Origin of the sequence: Rathayibacter sp. VKM Ac-2762, from assembly GCF_009866585.1 — a bacterium.
GTDB lineage: Bacteria > Actinomycetota > Actinomycetes > Actinomycetales > Microbacteriaceae > Rathayibacter.
Window position 1 is genome coordinate 2,997,882 of record NZ_CP047419.1, and the last position, 21,774, is coordinate 3,019,655.

A 21,774-nucleotide genomic window follows, 5' to 3' on the forward strand; every position below is an offset into this window, starting at 1 on the left:
GCTCGCTGCTGGGCCGCCGAGCCGCCTCCCTCCTGCGCGAGACACGGGCTCGCGTCAACCCTCTCCCGTGCGGCGGGGCGCGCGAGGTGCCATGGAGGGACCACCACGAAGGAGCACCATGAGCACCACGACCGTCCTCCCCATCGAGACCTACTCCGACGAGCAGGGCTGGCACAACCGCATCGCCCACGCCCGGGTCCCGCTGAGCCACCACGAGTCGCGCCAGGAGGCGGAGGAGGTCGGCGAGGAGATCGCCGAGCAGCGCGGCGGGGAGCACGTCGTCCTCGGCTAGCGGCCGGCGCGGGGCGCGGCCTGCGGTGCCCGGCCGGGGGACGCGCCCGGCCCGCAGGCGCCCGCTCCGCAGACGCCCCGTCCCGCGCGTGTAGCGCCCTCGACCCCGCCCGGTCAACCTTCTCGACCTCCCGGCCCCCTCCTCCCTAGCGTGGCCCGTCGTGCTCGCTCCCGAGCGCGCGACGAGAGGACGACATGGCCACCACGAGCGACGCCCCCGCGACCGGAGAGGCCGGCGGCACCTCCCTGCGCCGCCGCATCACCGGCCCGCTGCTCTACTTCTTCATCCTCGGCGACGTCCTCGGCGCGGGCATCTACGCCCTCATGGGCACGCTCTCGGCGGAGGTCGGCGGTGCCGTCTGGATGCCCCTCCTGCTCGCGCTCGGCCTCGCGCTGCTGACCGCCGGCTCCTACGCCGAGCTGGTGACCAAGTACCCGAAGGCGGGAGGCGCGGCGGTGTTCGCGCAGCGGGCGTTCAAGCGCCCGATCGTCTCGTTCCTGGTCGGCTTCGCCATGCTCGCGGCCGGAGTGACCAGCGCGGCCGGTCTGTCGCTCGCGTTCGCCGGCGACTACCTCGGCACCTTCCTCGACGTGCCGACCGTGCCGACGGCCATCGTCTTCCTGATCCTCGTTGCGTGCCTCAACGCGCGGGGAGTCGCGGAGTCGCTGCTCAGCAACACGGTGATGACCGTGATCGAGGTCGGCGGCCTGCTGATCGTGATCGGATGCGTCGCGCTGCTGGTGGCGGGCGGAGGCGGCGACCTCGCCCGCACGGTCGAGCTCAGCTCCGAGCAGGCGCCGGCGCTGGCGGTGCTCGGCGCGGCGATCATCGCGTACTACTCCTTCGTCGGCTTCGAGACCTCGGCCAACATCGCCGAGGAGATCCGCGACCCCAGCCGCGTCTACCCGCGCGCGCTGTTCGGCTCGCTGCTGACGGCCGGTGCGGTGTACGTCCTGGTCGGCCTCGCGAGCTCGATCGCGCTGCCCGCCGACGAGCTGTCCGGATCCTCCGCCCCGCTGCTCGACGTCGTGACGGCGAGCGGAGCCGGGGTGCCGGCGTGGCTGTTCAGCCTGATCGCGCTCGTCGCGGTCGCCAACGGAGCGCTGCTGACCATGATCATGGCGAGCCGTGTCACCTACGGCATGGCGAAGGACGGCCTCCTCCCGGACGTGCTCGGCCGCGTGCTGCCGAAGCGCCGGACGCCGTGGGTGGCCATCGCGGTGACCACGCTGGCGGCGTGCCTCCTGACCCTGGTCGGCGATCTGGCGACCCTCGCCGAGACCGTGGTGCTGCTCCTCCTGCTGGTGTTCATCAGCACGAACGTCTCGGTGCTCGTGCTGCGGCGCGACAAGGTCGAGCACGACCACTTCCGCGTGTGGACGGCGATCCCCGTGCTCGGCATCGCCTCGTGCGTGCTGCTCCTCAGCCAGCAGGACCCGATCGTCTGGCTCTACGCGGGGATCCTCCTCGTGGTCGGAGTCCTCGTGCACCTGGCGACCCGTCGCTCGTCCCGCCGCACCGCCTGATCCGCTGACGGTCCCGGCGGGGCCGCCGCTCCGCCGGACCGTCCCTCCCGACCGCCGCGCTCGCCCCGCGACCGGTCAAGCCCCTGGGCGGACAGCCGCCCGGGGCGTGGGATGGAGGGAACGGAAGGAGCACGAATGACCGACACACCCTCCCGCGAGGAGCTGCCGCTCCCCGACTGGAACGACATCCCGCTCGGCACGCTCGCGGAGCGCATCCGCCCGCTCGACGAGGCCGGCCTCGGCGCGCTGCTCGCCTACGAGGAGGCGCACGGGCACCGCCTGCCGGTGACGACGATCCTGCACTCGCGCCTCGAACAGCTGCGCGGGGGAGCGGAGCCGGCGGGCAGCGTGCCGGAGTCGCTGCCCGAGGTGTCCCGCTCGTCGTCCGGATCGCCGGTCTCTCCGGCTACGTCCGGTCCGCCGATCAACCCGCCCTCGCACGGAGTGCCGACGAACCCGGCTCAGCCGCGCTGACGGCGGCGGGCGGAGTCGCGGTCGCGGCGGCTCCGCTCCCGTCGCGCGCTGTCCAGGGCCTGCCCAGCGCGCGCGGGCAGACTGTCCGGAGCCGATGACGGCGACCGGACGAGGGAGCAGTACCCGGAACGCGACAAGACTGACTCGTAGGAGCTGTCATGTCCTGGATCGTCCTCATCCTCTCCGGTGTCCTCGAGGCCGTGTGGGCCACCGCCCTCGGCAAGTCGGAGGGGTTCACCCGGCTCGGCCCGTCGGTCGTATTCGGGGTCGGCGTCGTCGCGAGCATGGCCGGCCTCGCCTACGCGATGCGCGAGCTGCCCACCGGCACCGCGTACGCGGTCTGGGTCGGGATCGGCGCTTCGCTGACCGTCCTCTACGGCATGTTCTTCGGCGGCGAGGGCTTCTCGCTCGTGCGCACGCTGCTGGTCCTCGGGATCGTCGGCTGCGTCGTCGGCCTGAAGCTCGTGCACTGAACCGAGGCCCCGTCCTCTCCTCCGCGACAGGCCGCTCCCGTACGCGACACGCCGACGGAGGCGCGCCGGACTGGCATCTCGCCGAGGGTCCGAGGCCGGTGGTTGCAGGACGCCGCGCGTTCCACCTAGGCTCGGCGCATCAGGGGAGAACGATCGTTCTACGGTTCTCCCCGCCCCCCAAGGAGGACTCATGCCCACTCGTACCGCACGCACCGCCTGGAACGGCTCGCTCGAGACCGGCGAGGGCCAGGTCGAGCTCTCGAGCTCGAAGATCGGCACCTACGACGTCTCGTTCCCCAAGCGCGCCGCCGACGACGCCAACGGCTCGACCAGCCCCGAGGAGCTCCTCGCGGCCGCCCACTCCGCCTGCTACGCGATGCAGTTCTCGGCCGTCCTCGGCCAGGCCGGCGGCACCGTCGAGGCGCTCGACGTCCGCGCCGACGTCTCGCTCGGCCCGGACTCGGCCGGCGGATTCAAGCTCACCGGCATCAAGCTCATCGTGAGCGGCGAGGTCTCCGGCATCGACGAGGCCGCCTTCCTCAAGGCCGCCGACGAGGCCAAGGAGACCTGCCCCGTCAGCAAGGCGCTCACCGGAGTCGACATCACGCTCGACGCCACCTTCGAGGGCTGAGCCCCTCCGCACGTCACGAGCACCCCGTCGCGCATCGCGGCGGGGTGCTCGTGCGTCCGGCGCGGCCGCGGAGCGGCGTATCGAGACCCCCGCCCCCACCGGCCGCCCGGCGCCCCCTGTCGTCAGACCGCCGCCGGCGCGTAGCGGAAGCCGGCGCCGAGGTGCTCCTCCGGCAGCCGGTCGCCGCGGCCGTGCAGCTTCTGGCGGAGGCTGCCCTCGACGTACTCCTCCGGGTACGCGCCGCGGCGGCGCAGCTCCGGCACGATGAACTCCACCACGTCCTCGAAGGTGCCGGGCGTGATCGCGTAGGCGAGGTTGAATCCGTCCACGTCGGTCTCCTCGACCCACTCCTGCAGGTGGTCGGCCACCTCTGCGGGCGAGCCGACGACGAACGGGCCGAGCCCGCCGATCACGCTGAGCTTCGCGATGTCGCGGACCTTCCACTCCGAGCCGTCCTCGTTCGCCTCCTGGAAGTTGGCGACGGCCGACTGGATCGCGTTGCTCTTCACGTTGCCGATCGGCTCGTCGAGGTCGTACTGCGACAGGTCGATGCCCATCCAGCCCGACATGAAGACCAGCGCCCCCTCCTCGCTCCCGTAGGAGAGGTAGTCGCGGTGCTTCTCGTGCGCGGCCTCGCTGGTCTCGGCGGTGATGATCGTCAGCAGCGTGTAGATCTTCGCGGAGTAGCGGTCGCGGCCGGCCGCCTCGAGGGCGTCGCGGATGCGCGAGACGGTCGCCTTCAGGCCGGCCTTCGTCGAGGACGCGACGAAGATCGCCTCCGCGTTGCCCGCCGCGAAGCGGATGCCGCGCGGCGACGCTCCCGCCTGGTAGATGACGGGGGTCCGCTGCACCGACGGCTCCGAGAGGTGGATGCCGGGGACGGTGAAGTTCTTGCCGCGGTGCCCGATCTCGTGCACCTTCGCCGGGTCGGTGAACACGCCGGACTCGCGGTCGCGGACGACGGCGTCGTCCTCCCACGACCCCTCCCACAGCTTGTAGAGCACCTCGAGGTACTCGTCGGCGACGTCGTAGCGGTCGTCGTGCTCGAGCTGGTCCTCGTGGCCCATGTTGCGGGCGGCGCTGGGGAGGTAGCCGGTGACGACGTTCCAGCCCACGCGGCCCTTCGTCAGGTGGTCGAGCGTCGACATGCGCCGCGCGAACGGGTACGGGTGCTCGTAGGCGGTGCCCGCGGTGATGCCGAAGCCGAGGTGCTCGGTCGCGGCGGCCATCGCCGAGACGAGGAGGATCGGGTCGTTGACGGGGACCTGCGCGCCGTGGCGGATCGCCGCCTCGTTCGAGCCGCCGTAGACGTCGTAGGTGCCGAGCACGTCGGCGATGAAGATCCCGTCGAACGTGCCGCGCTCGAGCAGCTTCGCCAGGTCGGTCCAGTACGAGAGGTCCTTGTACCGCCAGGACTGGTCCTGGGGGTGGCGCCACATGCCCGAGGACTGGTGGGCGACGCAGTTCATGTCGAAGGCGTTGAAGCGGATCTGGCGGGTCATGGAGTCGATAGTGCCCAGCGGAGCCGCGAACGGGTACCGAGCGCGACGCACGGCGTCACAATGCGACGCCCGTCGAGGCGCCCGGCAGGTCTGGGTGGTCGGCGACGTCCTCGACGAGCTGGCCGACCTCGAGGACCGCATCGGCAGCGCGATGATCGAGAGTCGGAACGGGTGATGCGCCGGGGCGCACCGCCCCCGTCCGCAGACCGGGCGGCTCCTCCTCCTACGCCAGCTCGCGCCCCAGGAAGCGCACGTGCTCGCCGATCTGGAACGCCTCGCCGCCCTCGTGGCCGTTGAAGGGGTAGACCCGGATCTCGCGGGGTCCGGCGTAGCGGTTGTAGGAGGCGTAGACGGTGGACGGCGGGCAGATGTCGTCGCGGAGCGCCACCGAGAACAGCGCGGGGGACTGCGCGTAGGGGGCGAAGGAGGTGCCGTCGAAGTACGAGAGGGTGTCGAACACGCGCGCCTCGGCGCCGCGGTGGGTGTGCAGGTACTGCACGATCTCGCCGTACGGCATCGTGTCGACCAGCCGCACGGCGTGCGGGATGTGGGAGAGGAACGGCACGTCGACGATCGCCGCGCGCGCCGACTCCGACTCGCCGAGCAGGCCAAGGATCCCCGTGACGGCCAGGGCGATCCCGCCTCCCTGGCTGCCGCCCGAGACGGCCACGCGGGGGGCGTCGACCGCGGGGTGCGCGCGCAGCACGTCGAGCGCGCGGACGGCGTCGGTGAAGACGCGGCGGTAGAAGTGCTCCGCGGGCGACTCGATGCCCTGCGTCATGAAGCCGGAGACGTGCGGCCCGCTGCCCACCGGGTCGGGCGTGGCTCCGGAGCGGTGCCCGGACCCCTGGCCGCGGGTGTCCATGACCAGGTGCGCGTAGCCGGCGGCCGACATCGCGGTCCACTCCGCGAGCTGCCCGCGGCCGCCTCCGTAGCCGATGAAGGTCACGAGCCCGGGGAGGGGACCCTCGACGCCGCGGGGGAGGATCAGCCACGCGCGGATCGGGTGGCCGCCGAAGCCGGAGTAGGTGACGTCGAAGGTGTCGAGCAGTCCGAAGCCGGCGTCGACCCGCTCGAGGCGCGGCTCGGTCGCGACGGCCCTCGCCTCGGCGATCGTGTCGCGCCAGAACTCGGCGAACCCGGCGGGCTCGGCGATCTCGGGGGCGTACTGCTCGAGGAGGTCGAGCGGGAGGTCGTACTGCGGCATCACGGACTCCTTCTCGGGCAGCGGCGCCCGAGGATCGAGGCTACTGGAGGCACGGGCCCACCTGGGTGCGGCGTGGGAGAACGCCGCAGAGCGGAATGCCTGGGCACCCTCCGCGTTCTCCTCAGCATGACGACGTACGGAATCATCGGAGCAGGCAACATCGGCAGCCAGGTCGCACGGGCGGTCATCGCCCTCGGGGACGAGGTGGTCATCGCGAACTCGCGCGGCCCCGAGACCCTCGCCGACCTCATCGCGGAGCTCGGCCCGAAGGCCCGCGCCGCCACGGCACAGGAGGCGGCCGAGGCCGCCGAGATCGCCGTGGTGACGGTGCCGCTGAAGAACCTCGAGGAGGTGCCGGTCGCCCCGCTCGCCGGCAGGATCGTCCTCGACACGAACAACTACTACTTCGAGCGCGACGGCCGCATCGAGGCGCTCGACAAGGGCGAGACCACGACCAGCGAGATGCTCCAGCAGCACCTCCCGGAGTCGAAGGTCGTCAAGGCGTTCAACCACATCATGGCCGCCGACATCACCACCGACGGCACCCCGGCCGGCACGCCCGACCGCCGCGCTCTCGCGACGTCGAGCGACTACCCCGAGGCGATCCACTTCGTGACCGACCTCTACGACCGGATCGGCTTCGACACCGTCGCGATCACGCCGCTGAGCGAGTCGTGGCGGGTCGAGCGCGACCGCCCCGCCTACGTGGTGCGGCAGAACCGCGAGGAGCTCGAGGCCAACCTCGCGAAGGCTCCCCGCACGGTCTGATCCAGCCTCTCGAAGGGGAGCGGTGCTGCGGCGCCGCTCCCCTTCTGCATGTCCGGACGGCCTCGGAGGCGCGCCCGGGACGGCCCCCTCGGCGCTCACCGCCGCCGGGCCTGCGATAGTCGAGAGGACCAGCCACGCACCAGAGAGCCCCGATCGGGCTCCGAGAGGAGAGGCCTGCCATGCCCTCGACACCCCGTTCCGTCCCCTCCCGCTCCGGGCTCTCGCGCCGCAGCGTCGTGATCGGCGGTCTCGCGGTGCTCCCGCTGCTCAGCGCCTGCACGCCCGACTCCTCCGCTCCGGACGACGCCCAGCAGGAGGCGCCCCGCACCCGCACCGCGGCTCCGAGCGGGCCGGTGGCGCTCGCCCCGGACGCGCTCGCCGCGAGCGCGGCCCTGTTCGCCGCGGCTCCGCTGGTCGTCCTGGTCGAGGACGTCGCCGAGTCGCGCCTGCGCGCCGCCCAGGTGAGCATCGCCTGGGGCGTGCCGCTGCTGGTCGGCTCGGCGGGATCCGGAGCGACGGCCGCCCCGACCGCGGACGCCGCGGCCGCGGGATCCACGGCTTCCGAGACGCCGTCCGACTCCGCGACGCCGTCGGACTCGGCGACGCCGTCCGACTCCGCGACCCCGTCCGTCGCTCCGTCCTCCACCGCTCCGACCTCCGAGGCCCTCGCCGCCGAGTTCGCCCGCCTCGGCGTGACCCGCGTGCTCGCGATCGGCGACGTCACCGCGCCCGAGGGCGTCGACGTCGTCGCCTCCGCCTCCGACGCGGCCGCCCTCAGCACCGCGTCCGGCGTGACCGTGACCGACCTGGCGCTCGCCGACCTCGCCGCCGCCGCGCCGTCCACCGCCTCCGACGCTCCCTTCGGCGCCCTCCCGGCCCGGGCCGACGCCCTGACCGGCCTGCACGCCCTCGCCCGCGCGCAGGACGCCGACGTCGCCGCTCTGGCGACCGCCCGCGCGGCCGGCGTGCCCGTCACCGTGATCGACGGCGACGACCTGCTCGCCTCGGGCGCAGCCGTGACCGCGATCGCCGAGGCCGACGCCTCCTGCACGCTGCTGCTCGGCCCCGTGCTCGCCGCGCAGCCCGAGCCCGAGTGGGCCGTGCGCGCGGCCGCGAGCGGCTGGCAGCTGCCGGGCGGCGGCCAGCGGATGTTCGGCGGGCACCTCTTCGTCGCGATCTACGGCACTCCGGGCGCTCCCGTCCTCGGCGTGCTGGGGGAGCAGGGCCTCGAGCCCACGATCGCGCGGGCGGAGGCGGTGGCCGAGCCGTACCGGGCGCTCACCGACAAGCAGGTCGTGCCGAGCCTCGAGATCATCACCACGGTCGCGGCGGGCGACCCCGGCAAGGACGGCGACTACTCCAACGAGCTCGACGCCGCCGACATCCGCCCCTACATCGACGCGGCGCAGGCGGCCGGGATGTACGTGGTGCTCGACCTGCAGTCGGGGCTCACCGACTTCCTCACTCAGGCGAAGCAGTACGCGGATCTGCTGACGCTGCCCAACGTCGGCCTCGCGCTCGACCCGGAGTGGCGCCTGCTGCCCGGCCAGAAGCCGCTGGAGCAGATCGGGCGCGTCTCGGCCGCCGAGGTCGACAGCGTGTCGGAGTGGCTGGCCGACCTGGTGCAGAGCGAGGGGCTGCCGCCGAAGATGTTCGTGCTGCACCAGTTCCGGCTGTCGATGCTGCAGGACCGCGACAGCATCCGCCGCGACCGGCCCGAGCTGGAGTTCCTCATCCACGTCGACGGCCAGGGCTCGCAGCCCGACAAGCAGGCGACCTGGGACGCGCTGCACGAGGGCGCCCCCGAGGGCATCGGCTGGGGCTGGAAGAACTTCTACGACGAGGACGCGCCCATGCTCACCCCCGCCGAGACCATGGCCGAGGTGCGCCCCCTCCCCGACCTCGTCACCTACCAGTAGGCGGATCCCGAGGGCGGGCGTCAGCGGCGCAGGAGCTCGCCGGAGACGACGCCCGCCTCGACCTCCTCGAGGGCTCGGCCGCGGGTCTCGGGCACGCGCTTCCAGATGAAGACGAGCGCGAGCAGGCCGACGGCGCCGAACAGGAAGAACGTTCCGGTGATGCCGACGCCGGAGACGAGGGTGGGGAAGAACAGGCCGAGCACCGCGTTCGTGATCCAGTGGCAGAAGATCGCGATGCCGACGCCGACGCCGCGGATCCGCAGCGGGAAGATCTCGGACAGCATCACCCAGGTGACGATGTTGAGGAACGTCTGCATGCTCCCCACGAACGCGACGACCAGCACCAGGATCACGTACGGCCGCGCCGGGTTCCCCACGGGGAGCGCGACGGAGGCGATGCCGATCAGGAAGTGCATCGCGGTGGTCAGGGAGTAGCCGAGCAGGAGGGTCGTGCGGCGGTTCATCGTCTGCATGAGCCGCAGCCCGATCAGGCCGCCGATCACGGCGATCGCCCCGGGCGCGATGTTGGCGACGAGCGCGCCGTCGTGGTCGAAGCCCGCCTCCTTCAGCACCGACTGGCCGTAGTACATGATCGAGTTGATGCCGGTGAGCTGCTGGGCGACTCCGATCCCGATGCCCACCAGCAGGATGCGCACCGCCCAGCGCTCGCGCAGCGCCTGCAGCAGGGGGATCCTCGGGCCGTCCTTCGCGCCGATCGAGCGGGCGATGGTCTCCGCCTCCGCATGGGCCCGGTCGGGCGTCCGGATGGTCGTGAGCACGCCGAGCGCCTCGTCGCGGCGGCCGTGCGCGATCAGCCAGCGCGGCGACTCCGGGACCCGGGTCATGCCGAGCAGGAGGGCGGCGGCGGGGAGCGCGGCGACGGCGAGCATGATCCGCCAGACGCCGGGCAGCTCGCCCCAGACGGTGCCGATGACGGCGTTGGCCACGAAGGCGGCGAGCTGGCCGATCACGATCATCAGCTCGTTGCGGCCGGCGAGCGAGCCGCGGATCTCGGAGGGGGAGATCTCGGAGAGGTAGATCGGCACGACCACCGAGGCGCCGCCGACGGCCAGTCCGAGGACCGCCCGCCCGAGGACCATCACGCCGAAGCCCGGCGCCACCACGCAGACCAGGGCGCCGACGAGGAAGAGCACGGCGAGCAGGCGGATCGTGGTCCGCCTCCCGAGGGCGTCGGCGAGGCGTCCGCCCGAGATCGCGCCGATCGCGGCGGCGAAGAGGAGCGAGCTGGTGACGACCCCCTCGGTCAGCGCGGTGAGGCCCAGCTCGGTCGACATCGGCTCCAGGGCGCCGTTGATGACGCCGGTGTCGTAGCCGAAGAGGAGGCCGCCGAGGGTCGCGATGAGCGCGATGAGGCCGAGACGCCGAGTCGGCGCCTCCAGGGAGGTGGTGGTCATCCGCTCACTCTGACGCATGGCCGCGCGGTGAGCGAACCCTGGACCGTCGGGGGAACCCGGTGTAGCGGGTCCCCTCGACGGCCCGGGGCCCCTCGGCGGCAGGGAGGGGGGAGGGAGCGTGCGGAGGGGGTGCTCAGGAGGAGACGCGCGCGCCCTCGCGCAGGCCCTCCTCCTTGGCCTGCTGCACCAGGGCGGCGATGCGGCGGCGCGAGCGCGAGCGCCCGGCGAGCAGCGCCGCGAGGATGAGGGCGACGCCGAGGATCACGAGCAGCTGCGGGACCGGCACGGCGGCGACCGTGATCGACTCCGTCACGGGAGCGGTGGCGACCGGCTCCTGATCGGCGGCGGCGACGGTCGGTGCGATGGTCAGGTCGGCGCCGACTCCGAAGAGGGGCCAGATGCCGTCGAGCTGCACCGAGACGCTGCGCCGGTCGCCGGGCAGCAGCTCCTGCTGGGGCGCGTCGGCCGCGACGACGGGGGCGGTGGCGCCCTGGGCGCTCGCCGTGCCGTCGAGCAGCAGGCGCACGTTGCCGGTGTTCACCACGTCGGCGACGAGCGAGAGGGAGCCGGGCTGGAACGGGTTCCAGGAGAGGCGGTAGTCGCTGGCCAGGTCCTCGACGGAGAAGGAGGGGGTCACCTCGCCGGTCACGCGGGTCATCACGCGGAAGCCGATGCGGCTCTCCACTCCGACGTTCGCGCCTCCCGCCTCGGTGCCCTGCGAGAGCACGGAGGCGGCGATGCCGGCGGCGTGGTCGCCGGGGGTGGCGTTGTCGGGGACCGTCACGGTGAACGGCACCACGCCGCTGCTGCCCGGATCGACGGTCACGGTCTCGGGGGCGGAGATCCACAGCCCGGCGTCGACCGACTCCTGGTCCGAGTTGAGCATGTTGAAGCGGCCGGTGTCGGTGAAGTAGCCGTCGGCGCTGGTGATGCTGAAGGTCACGGGCTGGTCGCTGAGGTTCCGCACGACCGCCTCGTCCGAGGCGCTCGCGCCGGGGGCGAGCTCGAGCTCGACCCACGCGCGCTTGTCGGGGACGCCGTCGGTGGAGGGGCTGACCGCCCAGGTGATCGCTCCGTCGGCCGCGACGGCCGCCGGAGCGACCCCCACGCCGAGGAGCGCGACGATCAGCGCGAGCAGCGCGGGGAGGAGCGGGCGGCGTGGAGCGGCGGAGCGGCGCGGAGCAGTCATCAGAACCTCATGGTCGCACGGGGGAAGCACGACGCGGCCGGGCGGGCGGGCCCGGCCGCGTCGGCCGTGGTGGGGTCGCGGCCGAGGGAGTGCGTCCCCCGGCCGCGACGGGTCACTCGAAGAGCGACAGGGTGATGGTGGACGAGTACGCGCCGGCGTCCACGTTCACGGGGGTGCGGAGGAAGAGGTCGGCGTCGGCGCTCCAGGAGCCCTCGGGGTTGATCTGCTGGGAGTTGCTGGCGACGATCGCGAGCAGCTCCTCGCCCTTCAGGCCCTGGCCGTTGGCGCCGCCGTCGATGGCGGTGTCGACGACCTGGCCCGCGGCGACCTCGCCCAGCTCGCCGCCGTCGACGAGAGCCGGGGCCCAGCCCAGGTTCTCGGCGCCGATGACGGAGCCGTCGGCCGAGGTGAAGTCGTCGGCGGTGCCGAGGACGTACCAGGCGGAGTCGGGGGAGACGTCCTCGGCGTCACGGGTGTCGGTGACCGTGACGGTCGGCAGGGTGCCGGTGAACTGGCGGCGGACGTTGTCCGAGCCGTCCTCGGCCAGGGTCGTCGAGTCGCCGGCGACGGTCATCGAGAGGGCGCCGGTCCCGGGGAGGTCGGCGATGTCGACGTTGACGTCGACGTCGTCGCTGCCGTAGTTGGTGTCGGCGGCGAAGGCCGTTCCGGCGACTCCGAGCAGGAGGACGCCTCCGGCCAGTCCGGCGGCTCCGCGGATCAGAAGGGATCGGGTGTTCATGTCGGGTGTTCTCCGTTCTCCGGCCGGCGTCGTCGCCGGCTCGATCTCAGTGGGTGTGGGTCGTGCCCGCGGGTCAGCTGCAGCCGGCCGCGGAGTAGGGGGCGGTCGAGGAGGCCGTGGCCGGCTTCCCGTTGACGAACGCGGTCGCCGTGGCGGTCGCGGATCCGTCGGTCACGCTCGTCGCCCGGGTGGTGAAGGCGGCCGAGACGGTGGCGCCGGGAGCGACGTCGGCGAAGCTCTTGGAGCCCCACGTCGTGCCGATCACGATCTTCGCAGCGAAGGCGTTCGGGTTCGTGGCGGTCGCGGTGACGACGATCCTCCCGGCGACGCAGCGCGTCGTGGAGGTCGTGGTCACGGCGATCGCGGGTGCCGAGTCGGTCACGGGACCGACGGAGGCGGAGGCCGTCGCCGGCGTCCACTGCGGCTTCGCGGCGGTCACGGCCACCGAGATCGTCGCTCCGCGGTCGGCGGCGGTGAGCGTGTAGCTCGACGCCGTCGCCCCGCTGATCGCGGTCCCGCCGCGCTTCCACTGGAAGCCGGTCGCCGTCCACGGGGAGGAGGCGGAGGCGGTCAGCGTGCTGCCCACCGTCGCCTTCCCCGTGATCGAGGCCGCGAGCGGCGCGGTGTCGACGATCGTCTGCGCCGCGACGCTGGTGAGGGTCGGGACGACCTTCTGCATGAGACCGGTCGTCTTGTCGAAGGTCACCCGGTCGATCGTCGTCTCGCGGTGCTGGCCGTCTCCGCCGGGGATGGCGAAGCGGTGGTAGGCGATGTACCAGTCGTCCGTGCCGGGCACGTTGACGATCGAGTTGTGGCCCGTGGCGAGGATGCCCTGCGACGGGTCCTTCTCGAGGATCACGCCACGGTAGGTCCACGGTCCGTCGACGCTGGTCGAGGTCGCATAGCCGACCTTGTAGTTCTCGGAGCCGGTGTCGTCGATCGAGTAGGTGAGGTGGTACAGACCGTCGCGGTAGTTGAGGAACGAGCCCTCGCGGAAGTCGGTCAGACCGCTGATCTTCTTGATCGTGCCGGTCTTGATCGAGAGCATGTCGTCGGACAGCTCCCCGTAGAGCGGGTCGCCGTTGCCCCAGAAGAGGTAGCTCTTGCCGGTCTTCGGGTCGGTGAACGCGGCGGGGTCGATCGCCTGGCCGGACCGCACGGACTCGCCGTTGGTGATCATCGCGGTCGGCTGCGCCGTGAACGGGCCCATCGGGCTGTCCGAGACGGCGACTCCGATCGTCTTGCGGTTCAGCGAGGAGTTCTCGCCGGAGAAGTAGAAGTAGTACTTCCCGTTCTTCTCGATGATCGTCGGCGCCCAGGCGTTGCCGGTCGCCCACGGCACGTTGCCGTTCGCGCCGTCGAGCGTCAGGAAGGGCTGCTCCGAGCGGGTCCAGTCGATGAGGTTCTTCGAGGACCAGGCGTAGAAGGTCTTTCCGCCCCAGCCGGCGAAGCCGTCCGAGGTCGCGTACAGGTAGTAGGTGTCGCCGAAGACCGCGATGTTCGGGTCGGCGTTCAGGCCTGCGAGGACGGGGGACTTCATGACGACGGCCTTCAGGGTCCAGGTGGTCGCGGTGCCGCCGGCGGCGGGCGTGAGCACGACCGTCTGCGGGGTGGAGAGGTCGCGGACGGTGCCGGAGGCGGGGCTCGCCGTGACGCCGGCCGCGGTGGAGAAGGTCGGGGTGAGCTTCGTCAGGTCGGTCCCCGGCTTCACGGGGAAGGTGACCGTTTTGCTCGCCGAGTCGACGATCGGGGCCGTCTTCAGGACGTCGCCGCTGAGCGACAGGTCGACCAGGGCCGACGTGTTGCCGGAGGCGGCGAGCACCTCGGAGGCGCTGAGGGCCCGGTTGTAGACCGAGAACTCGCGGATCTGGCCGCGGAAGCGGTTGTCGGCGTCGTAGTTCGAGCGCCCGATGTAGTTCGCCGAGGTGGAGCCGCCGCCGATGTCCTTCGGGTCGGTCGTGACGGTGCCGCTGGCGACCTTCACTCCGTCGAGGTAGATCGTGCCGGTGGTGCCGGAGAGCGTGTACGTCAGGTGCGCCCAGGTGCCGCGGGGGAGGGCCGAGCCGCCGGCGACGGTCTGCTCGGTGGTGTAGTTCCCGGTCGCGATGCTGGTGCGGTAGTTGTTGCCCGAGGTGAAGAGGTAGCCGTCGCCGGCGCCGTTCGTGGTGTTGCCCAGGCCGTAGAGGAAGTAGGCGCCGCCCTGCGCGGGGTCGATCCAGACGTCGGACTGGATGGTGAGGTCCGTCACTCCGGCGAGCAGGTCGTTCGGCAGCTTGACGTAGTCGTCGGTGCCGTCGAGCTGCAGGGCGCCGTCCTTCCAGGTGCCGCCCGAGGGCAGCGTGCCGTTCTGGTTGTTGCCCGAGCTGTCGCGCACCGTGGTGCCCGAGCCGCCGTCGAAGGTGTAGCGGAGGATCTCGCCCGCCGCGTTGACCGGCTTCGCGGCGGGGCCGGTGCTGCTGGTGCCGTAGGCGGCCGTCAGGCGCGCCTCCTCGGCGCTCGAGAGACGGAGCACCGAGCCGTGGCGGAAGGGCTTCGAGAACGAGTACGTGTTCGCGCCGGTGGTGCCGACGGGCAGGGCCGTGAACCGCATGTCCGCGAGGGTGTCGGTGACGTAGGCGGAGTAGCCGAACGAGTCGCCCATGACGACCCATCGGCCGTCGGGCAGCTGGTAGACGGTGAGGCCCTCGAGGTGGTCGGAGAGGCCGCGGGACTTCTCCTCGCCACGAGCGATGATGCGGGTCCAGGGGCCGGCCAGGCTGGTCGCCTTGTCGACGACGGTGCGCCAGTCGGAGGTGGAGAAGCGGTAGTAGGTGCTCCCCTCCTTCGCGATGGTCGTGTCGATGATGTTCGGGCCGTCGGCGTTGTTGGTCGAGGAGTTCTCGTCGAGCCAGACCGTCGGGGTCGAGAAGTTCACGAAGTCGCGGGTGGTGCTGACGTAGACGCGCAGCGCCCAGTCGTCGGTGTTCACCTGCGTCTTGTCGCGGCCCGACCAGTAGACGTAGTACTGGCCGGTGGTCTCGTCCCAGATCGCCTCGGGTGCCCAGACGTTGCCCGCGTTCGCCGCTCCGGCGAAGACGAGGCTCTGGTCGCTCCAGTTCACGAGGTCGGTCGAGCGCCAGACGACGAGCTTCTGGCTCGCGTTGACCTGGTCCCAGGTGCCGCCGGGAGCGGTGCCCTCGGCGTGCAGGTCGGTGCCGATGATCCAGTACTCGTCGCCGGTGGGGGAGCGCACGAGGTGCGGATCGCGGACGCCGAGGGTGCCGCCGAGGTTGGCGAGCACGGCCTTGTCGTTGTTGAGCTTCGACCAGTGCAGACCGTCGGTGCTGGAGCCGAAGTAGATCTTCTCGTAGTCGGTCGAGGCGAAGTGGGTCCAGAGGTAGCCCGCGTCGTACTCGGTGTCGAGGTCCGCGGGAGCCGCGGTCACCGTGACGGGCAGCTGCCGGGTCGCGGTCGTGCCGGCGATCGTCGCGGTGAGCGTGACGGGCGTGGCGGCGGACCGGCGCTTCACGACGCCGGTCGTGCTGAGCACGGCCGAGTTCGAGGAGGCCCAGGCGACGTCGTAGGAGCCGGCCTTCGCGGGCAGCGTCACATTGCCGCGGACGTCGCCGGAGTTGACGATCGAGAGGGCGTCCAGCGCCTTCTGGGCGTCGGCGTTCACGTCCTTGGCGGGCACGGTGGCGGTGAAGGTGCGGGTGGCCGTGGCCGAGCCGCGGGTCGTCGTGGCGGTCAGCTCGACCGAGGCGACCCCGGTCGCGGGCGGCGTGACGACTCCGCTGGTCGAGACGACCGCGGAGTTGCTCGAGGCCCAGGCGATGGCGGAGCCGTTGGGGCCGGTCGTCGGGAGGGTGAGGTTCGCGGAGACCGAGGAGAGGCTCCCGAGGTCCAGGGCGGCGGAGTCGCGGGAGACGCGCGTGCTGTCCGGGGCCTGGAGGGTCGCGACGTCGGCCGCGCTGAGCGCCGTGCTGTAGACGCGGAAGTCGCGGACCGAGCCGGCGAGGGTCTTGTCCGCCGTGTAGACGGAGCGGCCGATCGCGTTCGCTGTGGTGGTGCCGTTGCCGATCGCGGCGGGAGTGATGGTCACTCCTGTCTGCTGCGCGACCTGGGTGCCGTCGAGGTAGAGGCGTGCGGTGTCGCTCGCGTCGTCGAGCGTGTAGGTGAGGGTCTTCCAGACGCTGCGCGCGAGGTTCGCGTTGGAGTTGACGGTCTGCTCGGTGGTCCAGTTGCCGGTGGCGATCGAAGCCTTGTAGCCGTTGCCCGTCGTGTAGAGGTAGCCGTTCCCCGCGCCGTTCGTCGTGTTGCCGAGGCCCCAGATGAAGTAGGGCGTGCCCTGGTTCGCGTTCACCAGGACCTCGGTGCTGACCGTGATCGAGTTCAGGCCTGCGAGCAGGTCGTCGGGCAGCTTGACGTAGTCGTCGGTCCCGTCGAGGGCGACGCCCGCGGCTCCGCGAGGAGCGGCTCCGTTGACGAGCGTGCCGGTGCGGCCCTTGCCCGAGCTGTCGGCGACGGTCGTGCCGCTCGTCTCGTCGAGCGCGTAGCGCAGAACGAGGCTGTCGGAGGGAGCTGCGCTCGCCGACTGGGCCGTCAGAAGGGGGACGGTGAGGGCCACGGCCGTCACGAGGACGAGTGGTCGCAGGAAAGGCTTCATCGCGCTTTGCTCCAGGGTCGGCACCATTGCTGAGGGGAGGGAGTGTGCCGGCTTCGTGCGCGGCGATGTTCACGGTAACACTATGTTGACGTCAACGTGAAGAGCCTAACCGGATCATTTCCCGACACTCCAGAGAAGAGGCGAACCGGTTCGACGAATCCCGAGCGCATCCTGGAGCGACGCGGACGCCGATGTCCGGTCGGATCAACCGCGGTCGACGTCGCGCGAACGGCTCAGCGCGCGGTCCATCGCCCTCAGCGTCCGGAAGCCGGCCCGCTCGGCCACGGCCGCGCGAGCCGAGGGCGAGAGCGATGGGCTCGCGGCGAGCAGCGACGCGGCGAAGTGCACGCGCCGCTCGCGGAGGGTCGCGGCCACGGTCGTGCCCCGGCGGTGGAAGGCGCGGTCCAGTGTCGCCCGTGAGACGCCGAGCCGCATCGCGAGAACGCCGGCGGTGAAGTCCGCATCACCCGCCTCCGCGTCGATGACGGCGATCGCGCGGAGGAGGACGCCCTCGAGTCCGTCCTCGGGACGGGCAGGCGGCAGGCTCTGCTTGATCAGGGCCGACGCGGTCGCCTCGAGCGCCCGGCGCAGCTCGCTGAAGCCGGGATCGCCCGCCGAGAGGTCCGCGTTGAGGGTCGCGTTGACGAGGGAGACGAAGGCGCCGCTGTAGCTGTCGGCGGCGAGCAGCGTGCAGGACGGCCCGCCGGACTGTGCGCTCGTGAGGCCGAGCCTGCCCCAGGACGTCCTCAGCGCCAGCCAGGCGGAGTCCTCCTCCGCCCGGAACCGAGCGGAGTCGTCGCGTCGGAGGAGGGCGAGCCCGCCGGGCCGCAGACGAGCCGCCTCGAGAGGGCCGTCGACGACGATCTCGCCGGCGACCGGGACGATCAGGTCGACCTCGGCCCGGTCGGGAGCGGGGAGGGGCGGGTCGGTCCGGAGCGTGCCGGGCGTGTGCCAGAGGCGGCTCAGCCGGAAGCCGTCGACGGCGAGCACGTCCCCGGCGAGGTGCAGGGGCGGAGCTCCGTCGCTCGCCCAGCCGAGGCTCCTCAGCCACGCCTCCACGCGGGGACCGCTCAGCTGCAGCGTCTCGACGAGACCGCGCGGGGCGGCCGGCTGCTCGGAAGCGGTCACCGGGCTCCTTCGCAGCGGGGACGGGGTGCGCGGGCGGTGACCACGTTAGGCCGGGGGAAGGGGTGCCGAGACGGGGTGGCGCGTTCCTCCTCGGAGGAGGCGCCCGTCCTCGGCGGGAGGGTGGAGGCGGCCCTCCTCGCCCGCGGTCCGGCAGGACGCGGGCGGAGAGGGCCGCCGGGCGCGGATCAGCGGCAGTCGGTTCTCGCCTTGATCCAGTGGGGGTTCAGCGTGTTGTCTCCCTGGGCGGTGATCCCGGCCGCATCGGGGCCGGTGCTGGCACCGGAGCCGATCTTGGTCCACGTGTTCTGCGCCGGGCTGTAGTACCAGATGTCGCCGTTCGCCTTCACGGAGACGTTCCCATCCGCTCCCTGACCGTAGGTGCGGACGAACCCGGAGTTCTCCGGGACGGTCGCGAGCCGGGTGCCGTACTGCAGGACCCCGTCCTTGATCCAGTGGATCTCGAACGTCCCGCCCGGCCGCTGGGTCAGCCCGGCGGCGCTCGGCTCGGTGCTGGCTCCGGTGCCGACGAGGTCCCAGACGTTGCCCTGCGGGGTGTACCGCCAGATGTCGCCGTTCGACTTCACGGCGATCGTGCCGCGGGTGCCGAGGCCGTAGACGCGGACGAATCCGGAGTTGGTCGGCACGGTGGCCGCTGCGGTGCCGTACTGCAGGACTCCGTTCTTGATCCAGTGGACGTTCAGGGTCCCGGCCGGGTTCGCGGAGATGCCGGCCGCGCTCGGCTCGGTGCTGGCGCCGGTGCCCAGAAGGGTCCACTCGTTGGCCTGGCGGTTGTACCGCCAGACGTCGCCGTTCGACTTGATGGAGACGTTCCCGTCCGCGCCCTGACCGTAGGTGCGGACGAATCCGGAGTTGTTCGGAACGGTCGCGAGCGCCTTGCCGTACTGGAGGACTCCGTCCTTGATCCAGTGCGCGTTGTAGGTTCCGTCCGGCTGCTGCGTGAGCCCGGACGTGCTGGGCTCCGTGGAGGCGCCCGTGCCGAGCTTCTGCCAGCCGTCGGACCGCCGGTACTGCCAGATGTCGCCGTTCGCCTTGACGGAGACGTTGCCGTTCACACCCTGCGAGGAGGTGTGGATGAATCCGGAGTTCTCGGGAACAGTGGCGAGGCCCGTGCTGTACTGCAGGTCGCCGGTCTGGCGGACCGGGAACGAGCCGCTCGTCCGCGCAGAGCCGCCGGAGGCGAGGGCCGAGCCGGTCGCGGGGCCGGCGATGACGCCGCCGGCCGGGATGGTGGCGACTCCGTTCGCGTCGGTCACGAAGATGCCGGTCGCGCCCCCTCCGAAGCTGAAGCCGGGCGGAAGCGTCACCCGCACGGGGACGTTCGCGACGGTGCCGCCGGAGAGGGTCATCGTGATCGGCGCCGTGGAGGGCGTGCACGCGATCATGTTCGACGGGATGGAGCTGAACACGAGGGTCTGCGTGGCCGAGGCCGCGGCGGCCGGGGTGGCCGTCGCTGCGGCGATCACGGGCAGGGACCAGGTGGCGCCGGCGACGACGGTGCGTCGCCTCAGCGGACCCTGTTCAGCGGGAGAGTTGTCGGAAGTCACAGTGAAGCTCCTCGGTCTGTCTTCTCGCCGACGGCCGGCTGGAGGACGGTCGTCGTCCGCTCGGTCGCTTCGGCGGGTACGACGGGCGCCGTACCGCTGGGGAGTCTTCCCGCGGGCGGTCGGTCTGCCCAAGCGCTCGGGGGCAGGTGAGGAGGAAGTGGCGCCGCCGTGAGGAGGGAGTGGTGTGCTCCGGCGCCGTTCGCAGTCGCGATGGCCCTCCTGACCGGGTGATCCCGTCGGTCGCCCGACGCCGCCGGGGCGCCGCCGGTGCGGTGAGCGTGAGCGTCGCCGCCCGCTGTGACCGGTCCGGTGACAAACGGAGTGCGCGGGGGCCGCGAATCACTCCCGTGGTGAGGCGTCAGCGTGCCCGCGAGGAGGGGGCACCCGATGGGGTCGAGATCGGCCGAGATGTACCGGCGGATGGCCGAGCACTGGAACGGCATGGAGGCCCGTGCGTCCGGACTGCGGGTCGAGGGGACGGGCTCGCCCGGCTTCGAGATCGCCAGACTGTGGATCCCCGGGGGCTCCGTCCTCGAGCAGAAGCCGCAGTCGCGCTGCCCGCCGGGCGCGGATCTGCTGCTGATCGTCGAGGGCGGAGGACGCATCCGACAGGACGGACGGATGCTCGAGTGCGGCCGCGGTGATCTGGTGATCCTCGACGCGGAGCCGCGGATCGAGGCGTGCTTCCCCCGCTCGACCGTGATCTACGCCTGGGTGCTCGGCGAGCGGGCGCGGGAGCAGCGCTGGGTCACCGAGCGCTTCGGCGAGGTCCTGCCGGTCGCCGACTCCTTCCTGGCTCCGGCACGGGCGCTGATGGACGGTCTCCTCGACGGCGACCCCGCTCTGGCGGAGCAGCCCGCCGTCGCCCGGGCGGGCGAGGCCTTCCTGAAGGAGCTGGTCGAGGGCTCCGCGCCGCGCAGGCGTCCCCGAGTCGAGGAGGTCTACGGGGAGGCCATGGCCCTGATCGAGGAGCGCCACCGCGATCCTGCCTTCACCGCCGCCCGGCTCGCCCGCGAGCTCCTGGTGTCGGAGCTGACGCTGGCTCGCGCGTTCTCCTTCCTCGGACGCACGGCGGACGACGAGCTCGAGCGGCGCCGGGCGGGGTCCCTCCTGCTCCTGATCGGCGGGCGGTCCCTGGCGACCGTCGACTTCGCGCGCGCAGCCGAGGAGGCGGGCTTCGCCTCCGAGGGGAGCGCTCACCGCGCGCTGCGGCGGCTCTCCCAGCGCCGCTGACCGTGCGGTCCTCGCGGCCGACCTCCCGGTCCGGCGACGGCGAGCGGCCGGATTCCGAGCGCGAGGCGCGGAGGCCTGGGAGATCCGTGCGAACGTCCGGCGGTGATCGACAGATGAGGGATTCTGTTCGTTCGACGCGGAGGAGGCGGGAGATGGGGGCCGCAGAGGAGCGGATGCAGGCGTTCGCTCGCGCAGGGGACGAGCGCGGGACGGGCGCTCCCGGTCTGCGGATGGACGCAGCGGACGGACCGGGACTCGCGCTGACGCGAGTGTGGGGGCCGAACGGGATCAGGGTCGCCCTCTCGCCGTCGGTCGACAGGGCGGACAGGCCGGCGGGCGTTCACATCTCCCTGATCGTCGAGGGCGGGGGCGAGGTCGTCCTCGACGAGGGCGTGCTCGAGGCGACGCCGAACAGCGTCCTGCTCCTCGACGCCAGGGTCCCGGTGCGCATCGACTGCCGGCGGCCCACCCTCTCGTACACCTGGAGCTTCGACGCCGCCGTGCTCGAGCACCGGTGGGTCCGCGAGCGGATCAACGAGGTCGTGCCGGTGCGCGAGTCGGTCTGGACGCCTGCCCGCGCCCTCGCGAACAGTCTGATCGAGGGCGATCCGGCCGTGCTCGGGGCCGCCGGCGTGAGGCGGGCGAGCGAGCTGCTGCTGGAGGGGATCGTCGAGCACAGCGCTCCGCGGGTCCGGACCCGGGGCGCCGACCAGGTCTACGCGGAGGCGATCCCGGTGATCGAGGCACGCCACCGCGACCCGGCGTTCTCCGCCGCGGTGCTCGCCCGGGAGCTGCTCGTCTCCCCTCGCATGCTCGCGGAGGCGTTCGCGTTCCTCGGCCGCACGCCGGCGGAGGAGATCGCGACACGACGGGCGGGCACCCTCCGGCGCCGCATCGGCCTGCGGCGGCGGGGCCCTGCCGACTTCGCCCGCCTCGCCGAGGAGTGCGGCTACGGCACCCGCGAGCAGGCCGCACTGACGCTCAGCCGCTCCGCCTCCTGAGGTCGGCGGAGCGCCGTCGGACACGACGACGCCCCCTCGTCCGCGGAGGGACGAGGGGGCGCCGGGG

The 21,774-nt window shown here is 72.3% G+C and carries 18 protein-coding genes and 1 riboswitch; of the genes, 10 read left to right on the forward strand and 8 right to left on the reverse strand.

The annotated features are described in order from the left end of the window. Positions 1–118 precede the first annotated feature (118 nt). The 5 genes from GTU71_RS14110 to GTU71_RS14130 all read left to right on the forward strand — a co-directional run bounded on the left by GTU71_RS14110 (position 119) and on the right by GTU71_RS14130 (position 3,396). Positions 119–292, forward strand: coding sequence for a DUF2188 domain-containing protein (locus GTU71_RS14110; RefSeq protein WP_159940661.1), 174 nt, complete (start codon positions 119–121; stop codon positions 290–292). Positions 293–486: 194 nt separating this feature from the next. Next, positions 487–1,818: an APC family permease gene (locus tag GTU71_RS14115; RefSeq protein ID WP_104355208.1), complete on the forward strand. Its 1,332-nt coding sequence runs from the start codon at positions 487–489 to the stop codon at positions 1,816–1,818. A gap of 135 nt (positions 1,819–1,953) precedes the next feature. Then, positions 1,954–2,292, forward strand: a complete 339-nt coding sequence (locus tag GTU71_RS14120) for a hypothetical protein (RefSeq protein ID WP_104257715.1) — start codon at positions 1,954–1,956, stop codon at positions 2,290–2,292. Between the two features lie 85 nt (positions 2,293–2,377). Continuing rightward, a riboswitch (guanidine-III (ykkC-III) riboswitch) is annotated at positions 2,378–2,441 on the forward strand. 9 nt (positions 2,442–2,450) lie between these two features. Then, on the forward strand, positions 2,451–2,765 hold the full coding sequence (locus GTU71_RS14125) for a multidrug efflux SMR transporter (protein ID WP_104222377.1): 315 nt from the start codon (positions 2,451–2,453) through the stop codon (positions 2,763–2,765). Between the two features lie 190 nt (positions 2,766–2,955). Continuing rightward, on the forward strand, positions 2,956–3,396 hold the full coding sequence (locus GTU71_RS14130; protein ID WP_104222378.1) for an OsmC family peroxiredoxin: 441 nt from the start codon (positions 2,956–2,958) through the stop codon (positions 3,394–3,396). A 122-nt stretch (positions 3,397–3,518) separates the two neighbouring features. Here the strand turns inward: GTU71_RS14130 and GTU71_RS14135 are convergent, their stop codons facing one another. After that, a complete protein-coding gene (locus tag GTU71_RS14135; RefSeq protein WP_104247810.1) occupies positions 3,519–4,898 on the reverse strand; it encodes an LLM class flavin-dependent oxidoreductase in 1,380 nt (459 codons plus the stop codon). 10 nt (positions 4,899–4,908) lie between these two features. Between GTU71_RS14135 and GTU71_RS14140 the strand changes: the two genes are divergently transcribed. Further along, positions 4,909–5,073, forward strand: coding sequence for a hypothetical protein (locus GTU71_RS14140; protein ID WP_159940663.1), 165 nt, complete (start codon positions 4,909–4,911; stop codon positions 5,071–5,073). 48 nt (positions 5,074–5,121) lie between these two features. On the opposite strand, the gene GTU71_RS14145 is transcribed toward GTU71_RS14140, so the two are convergent. Continuing rightward, positions 5,122–6,105: an acetylxylan esterase gene (locus GTU71_RS14145; RefSeq protein ID WP_159940665.1), complete on the reverse strand. Its 984-nt coding sequence runs from the start codon at positions 6,103–6,105 to the stop codon at positions 5,122–5,124. Between the two features lie 126 nt (positions 6,106–6,231). On the opposite strand from GTU71_RS14145, the gene GTU71_RS14150 reads away from it, so the two are divergent. Then, the gene (locus GTU71_RS14150) at positions 6,232–6,873 is read left to right on the forward strand and encodes an NAD(P)-binding domain-containing protein (RefSeq protein WP_159940667.1); all 642 of its coding nucleotides are present in this window, start codon (positions 6,232–6,234) and stop codon (positions 6,871–6,873) included. A gap of 179 nt (positions 6,874–7,052) precedes the next feature. After that, positions 7,053–8,792 (forward strand): hypothetical protein, encoded by a 1,740-nt coding sequence (locus GTU71_RS14155; RefSeq protein ID WP_159940669.1) that lies wholly within the window; start codon positions 7,053–7,055, stop codon positions 8,790–8,792. 20 nt (positions 8,793–8,812) lie between these two features. On the opposite strand, the gene GTU71_RS14160 is transcribed toward GTU71_RS14155, so the two are convergent. From GTU71_RS14160 to GTU71_RS14185, 6 genes are all read right to left on the reverse strand, one after another. After that, positions 8,813–10,207 carry a sugar porter family MFS transporter gene (locus tag GTU71_RS14160; protein WP_244230569.1) on the reverse strand — a complete coding sequence of 465 codons (1,395 nt, stop codon included), beginning with the start codon at positions 10,205–10,207 and terminating at the stop codon, positions 8,813–8,815. Between the two features lie 133 nt (positions 10,208–10,340). Then, positions 10,341–11,396 (reverse strand): DUF916 domain-containing protein, encoded by a 1,056-nt coding sequence (locus tag GTU71_RS14165; protein ID WP_104333443.1) that lies wholly within the window; start codon positions 11,394–11,396, stop codon positions 10,341–10,343. 112 nt (positions 11,397–11,508) lie between these two features. Then, the gene (locus tag GTU71_RS14170; RefSeq protein ID WP_159940673.1) at positions 11,509–12,135 is read right to left on the reverse strand and encodes a hypothetical protein; all 627 of its coding nucleotides are present in this window, start codon (positions 12,133–12,135) and stop codon (positions 11,509–11,511) included. Positions 12,136–12,208: 73 nt separating this feature from the next. After that, positions 12,209–16,780 (reverse strand): family 43 glycosylhydrolase, encoded by a 4,572-nt coding sequence (locus GTU71_RS14175; protein WP_159940675.1) that lies wholly within the window; start codon positions 16,778–16,780, stop codon positions 12,209–12,211. 204 nt (positions 16,781–16,984) lie between these two features. Continuing rightward, positions 16,985–17,908, reverse strand: coding sequence for a helix-turn-helix domain-containing protein (locus GTU71_RS14180; protein ID WP_159940677.1), 924 nt, complete (start codon positions 17,906–17,908; stop codon positions 16,985–16,987). Positions 17,909–18,093: 185 nt separating this feature from the next. Then, a complete protein-coding gene (locus GTU71_RS14185; protein WP_104329233.1) occupies positions 18,094–19,473 on the reverse strand; it encodes a hypothetical protein in 1,380 nt (459 codons plus the stop codon). A 387-nt stretch (positions 19,474–19,860) separates the two neighbouring features. On the opposite strand from GTU71_RS14185, the gene GTU71_RS14190 reads away from it, so the two are divergent. Together GTU71_RS14190 and GTU71_RS14195 are read left to right on the forward strand one after the other, a co-directional pair. Beyond that, the gene (locus GTU71_RS14190; RefSeq protein WP_159940679.1) at positions 19,861–20,706 is read left to right on the forward strand and encodes a hypothetical protein; all 846 of its coding nucleotides are present in this window, start codon (positions 19,861–19,863) and stop codon (positions 20,704–20,706) included. A gap of 152 nt (positions 20,707–20,858) precedes the next feature. Further along, positions 20,859–21,707: a hypothetical protein gene (locus tag GTU71_RS14195; RefSeq protein WP_159940681.1), complete on the forward strand. Its 849-nt coding sequence runs from the start codon at positions 20,859–20,861 to the stop codon at positions 21,705–21,707. Positions 21,708–21,774: the final 67 nt, after the last annotated feature.

Coding starts and splice junctions, on each gene's coding strand:
- GTU71_RS14190 (WP_159940679.1), top strand. CDS start 19,861: ATGGGGTCGAGATCGGCCGAGATGTACCGGCGGATGGCCGAGCACTGG.
- GTU71_RS14175 (WP_159940675.1), bottom strand. CDS start 16,780: ATGAAGCCTTTCCTGCGACCACTCGTCCTCGTGACGGCCGTGGCCCTC.
- GTU71_RS14170 (WP_159940673.1), bottom strand. CDS start 12,135: ATGAACACCCGATCCCTTCTGATCCGCGGAGCCGCCGGACTGGCCGGA.
- GTU71_RS14195 (WP_159940681.1), top strand. CDS start 20,859: ATGGGGGCCGCAGAGGAGCGGATGCAGGCGTTCGCTCGCGCAGGGGAC.
- GTU71_RS14145 (WP_159940665.1), bottom strand. CDS start 6,105: ATGCCGCAGTACGACCTCCCGCTCGACCTCCTCGAGCAGTACGCCCCC.
- GTU71_RS14155 (WP_159940669.1), top strand. CDS start 7,053: ATGCCCTCGACACCCCGTTCCGTCCCCTCCCGCTCCGGGCTCTCGCGC.
- GTU71_RS14115 (WP_104355208.1), top strand. CDS start 487: ATGGCCACCACGAGCGACGCCCCCGCGACCGGAGAGGCCGGCGGCACC.
- GTU71_RS14110 (WP_159940661.1), top strand. CDS start 119: ATGAGCACCACGACCGTCCTCCCCATCGAGACCTACTCCGACGAGCAG.
- GTU71_RS14165 (WP_104333443.1), bottom strand. CDS start 11,396: ATGACTGCTCCGCGCCGCTCCGCCGCTCCACGCCGCCCGCTCCTCCCC.
- GTU71_RS14150 (WP_159940667.1), top strand. CDS start 6,232: ATGACGACGTACGGAATCATCGGAGCAGGCAACATCGGCAGCCAGGTC.
- GTU71_RS14120 (WP_104257715.1), top strand. CDS start 1,954: ATGACCGACACACCCTCCCGCGAGGAGCTGCCGCTCCCCGACTGGAAC.
- GTU71_RS14130 (WP_104222378.1), top strand. CDS start 2,956: ATGCCCACTCGTACCGCACGCACCGCCTGGAACGGCTCGCTCGAGACC.
- GTU71_RS14125 (WP_104222377.1), top strand. CDS start 2,451: ATGTCCTGGATCGTCCTCATCCTCTCCGGTGTCCTCGAGGCCGTGTGG.
- GTU71_RS14160 (WP_244230569.1), bottom strand. CDS start 10,207: ATGACCACCACCTCCCTGGAGGCGCCGACTCGGCGTCTCGGCCTCATC.
- GTU71_RS14135 (WP_104247810.1), bottom strand. CDS start 4,898: ATGACCCGCCAGATCCGCTTCAACGCCTTCGACATGAACTGCGTCGCC.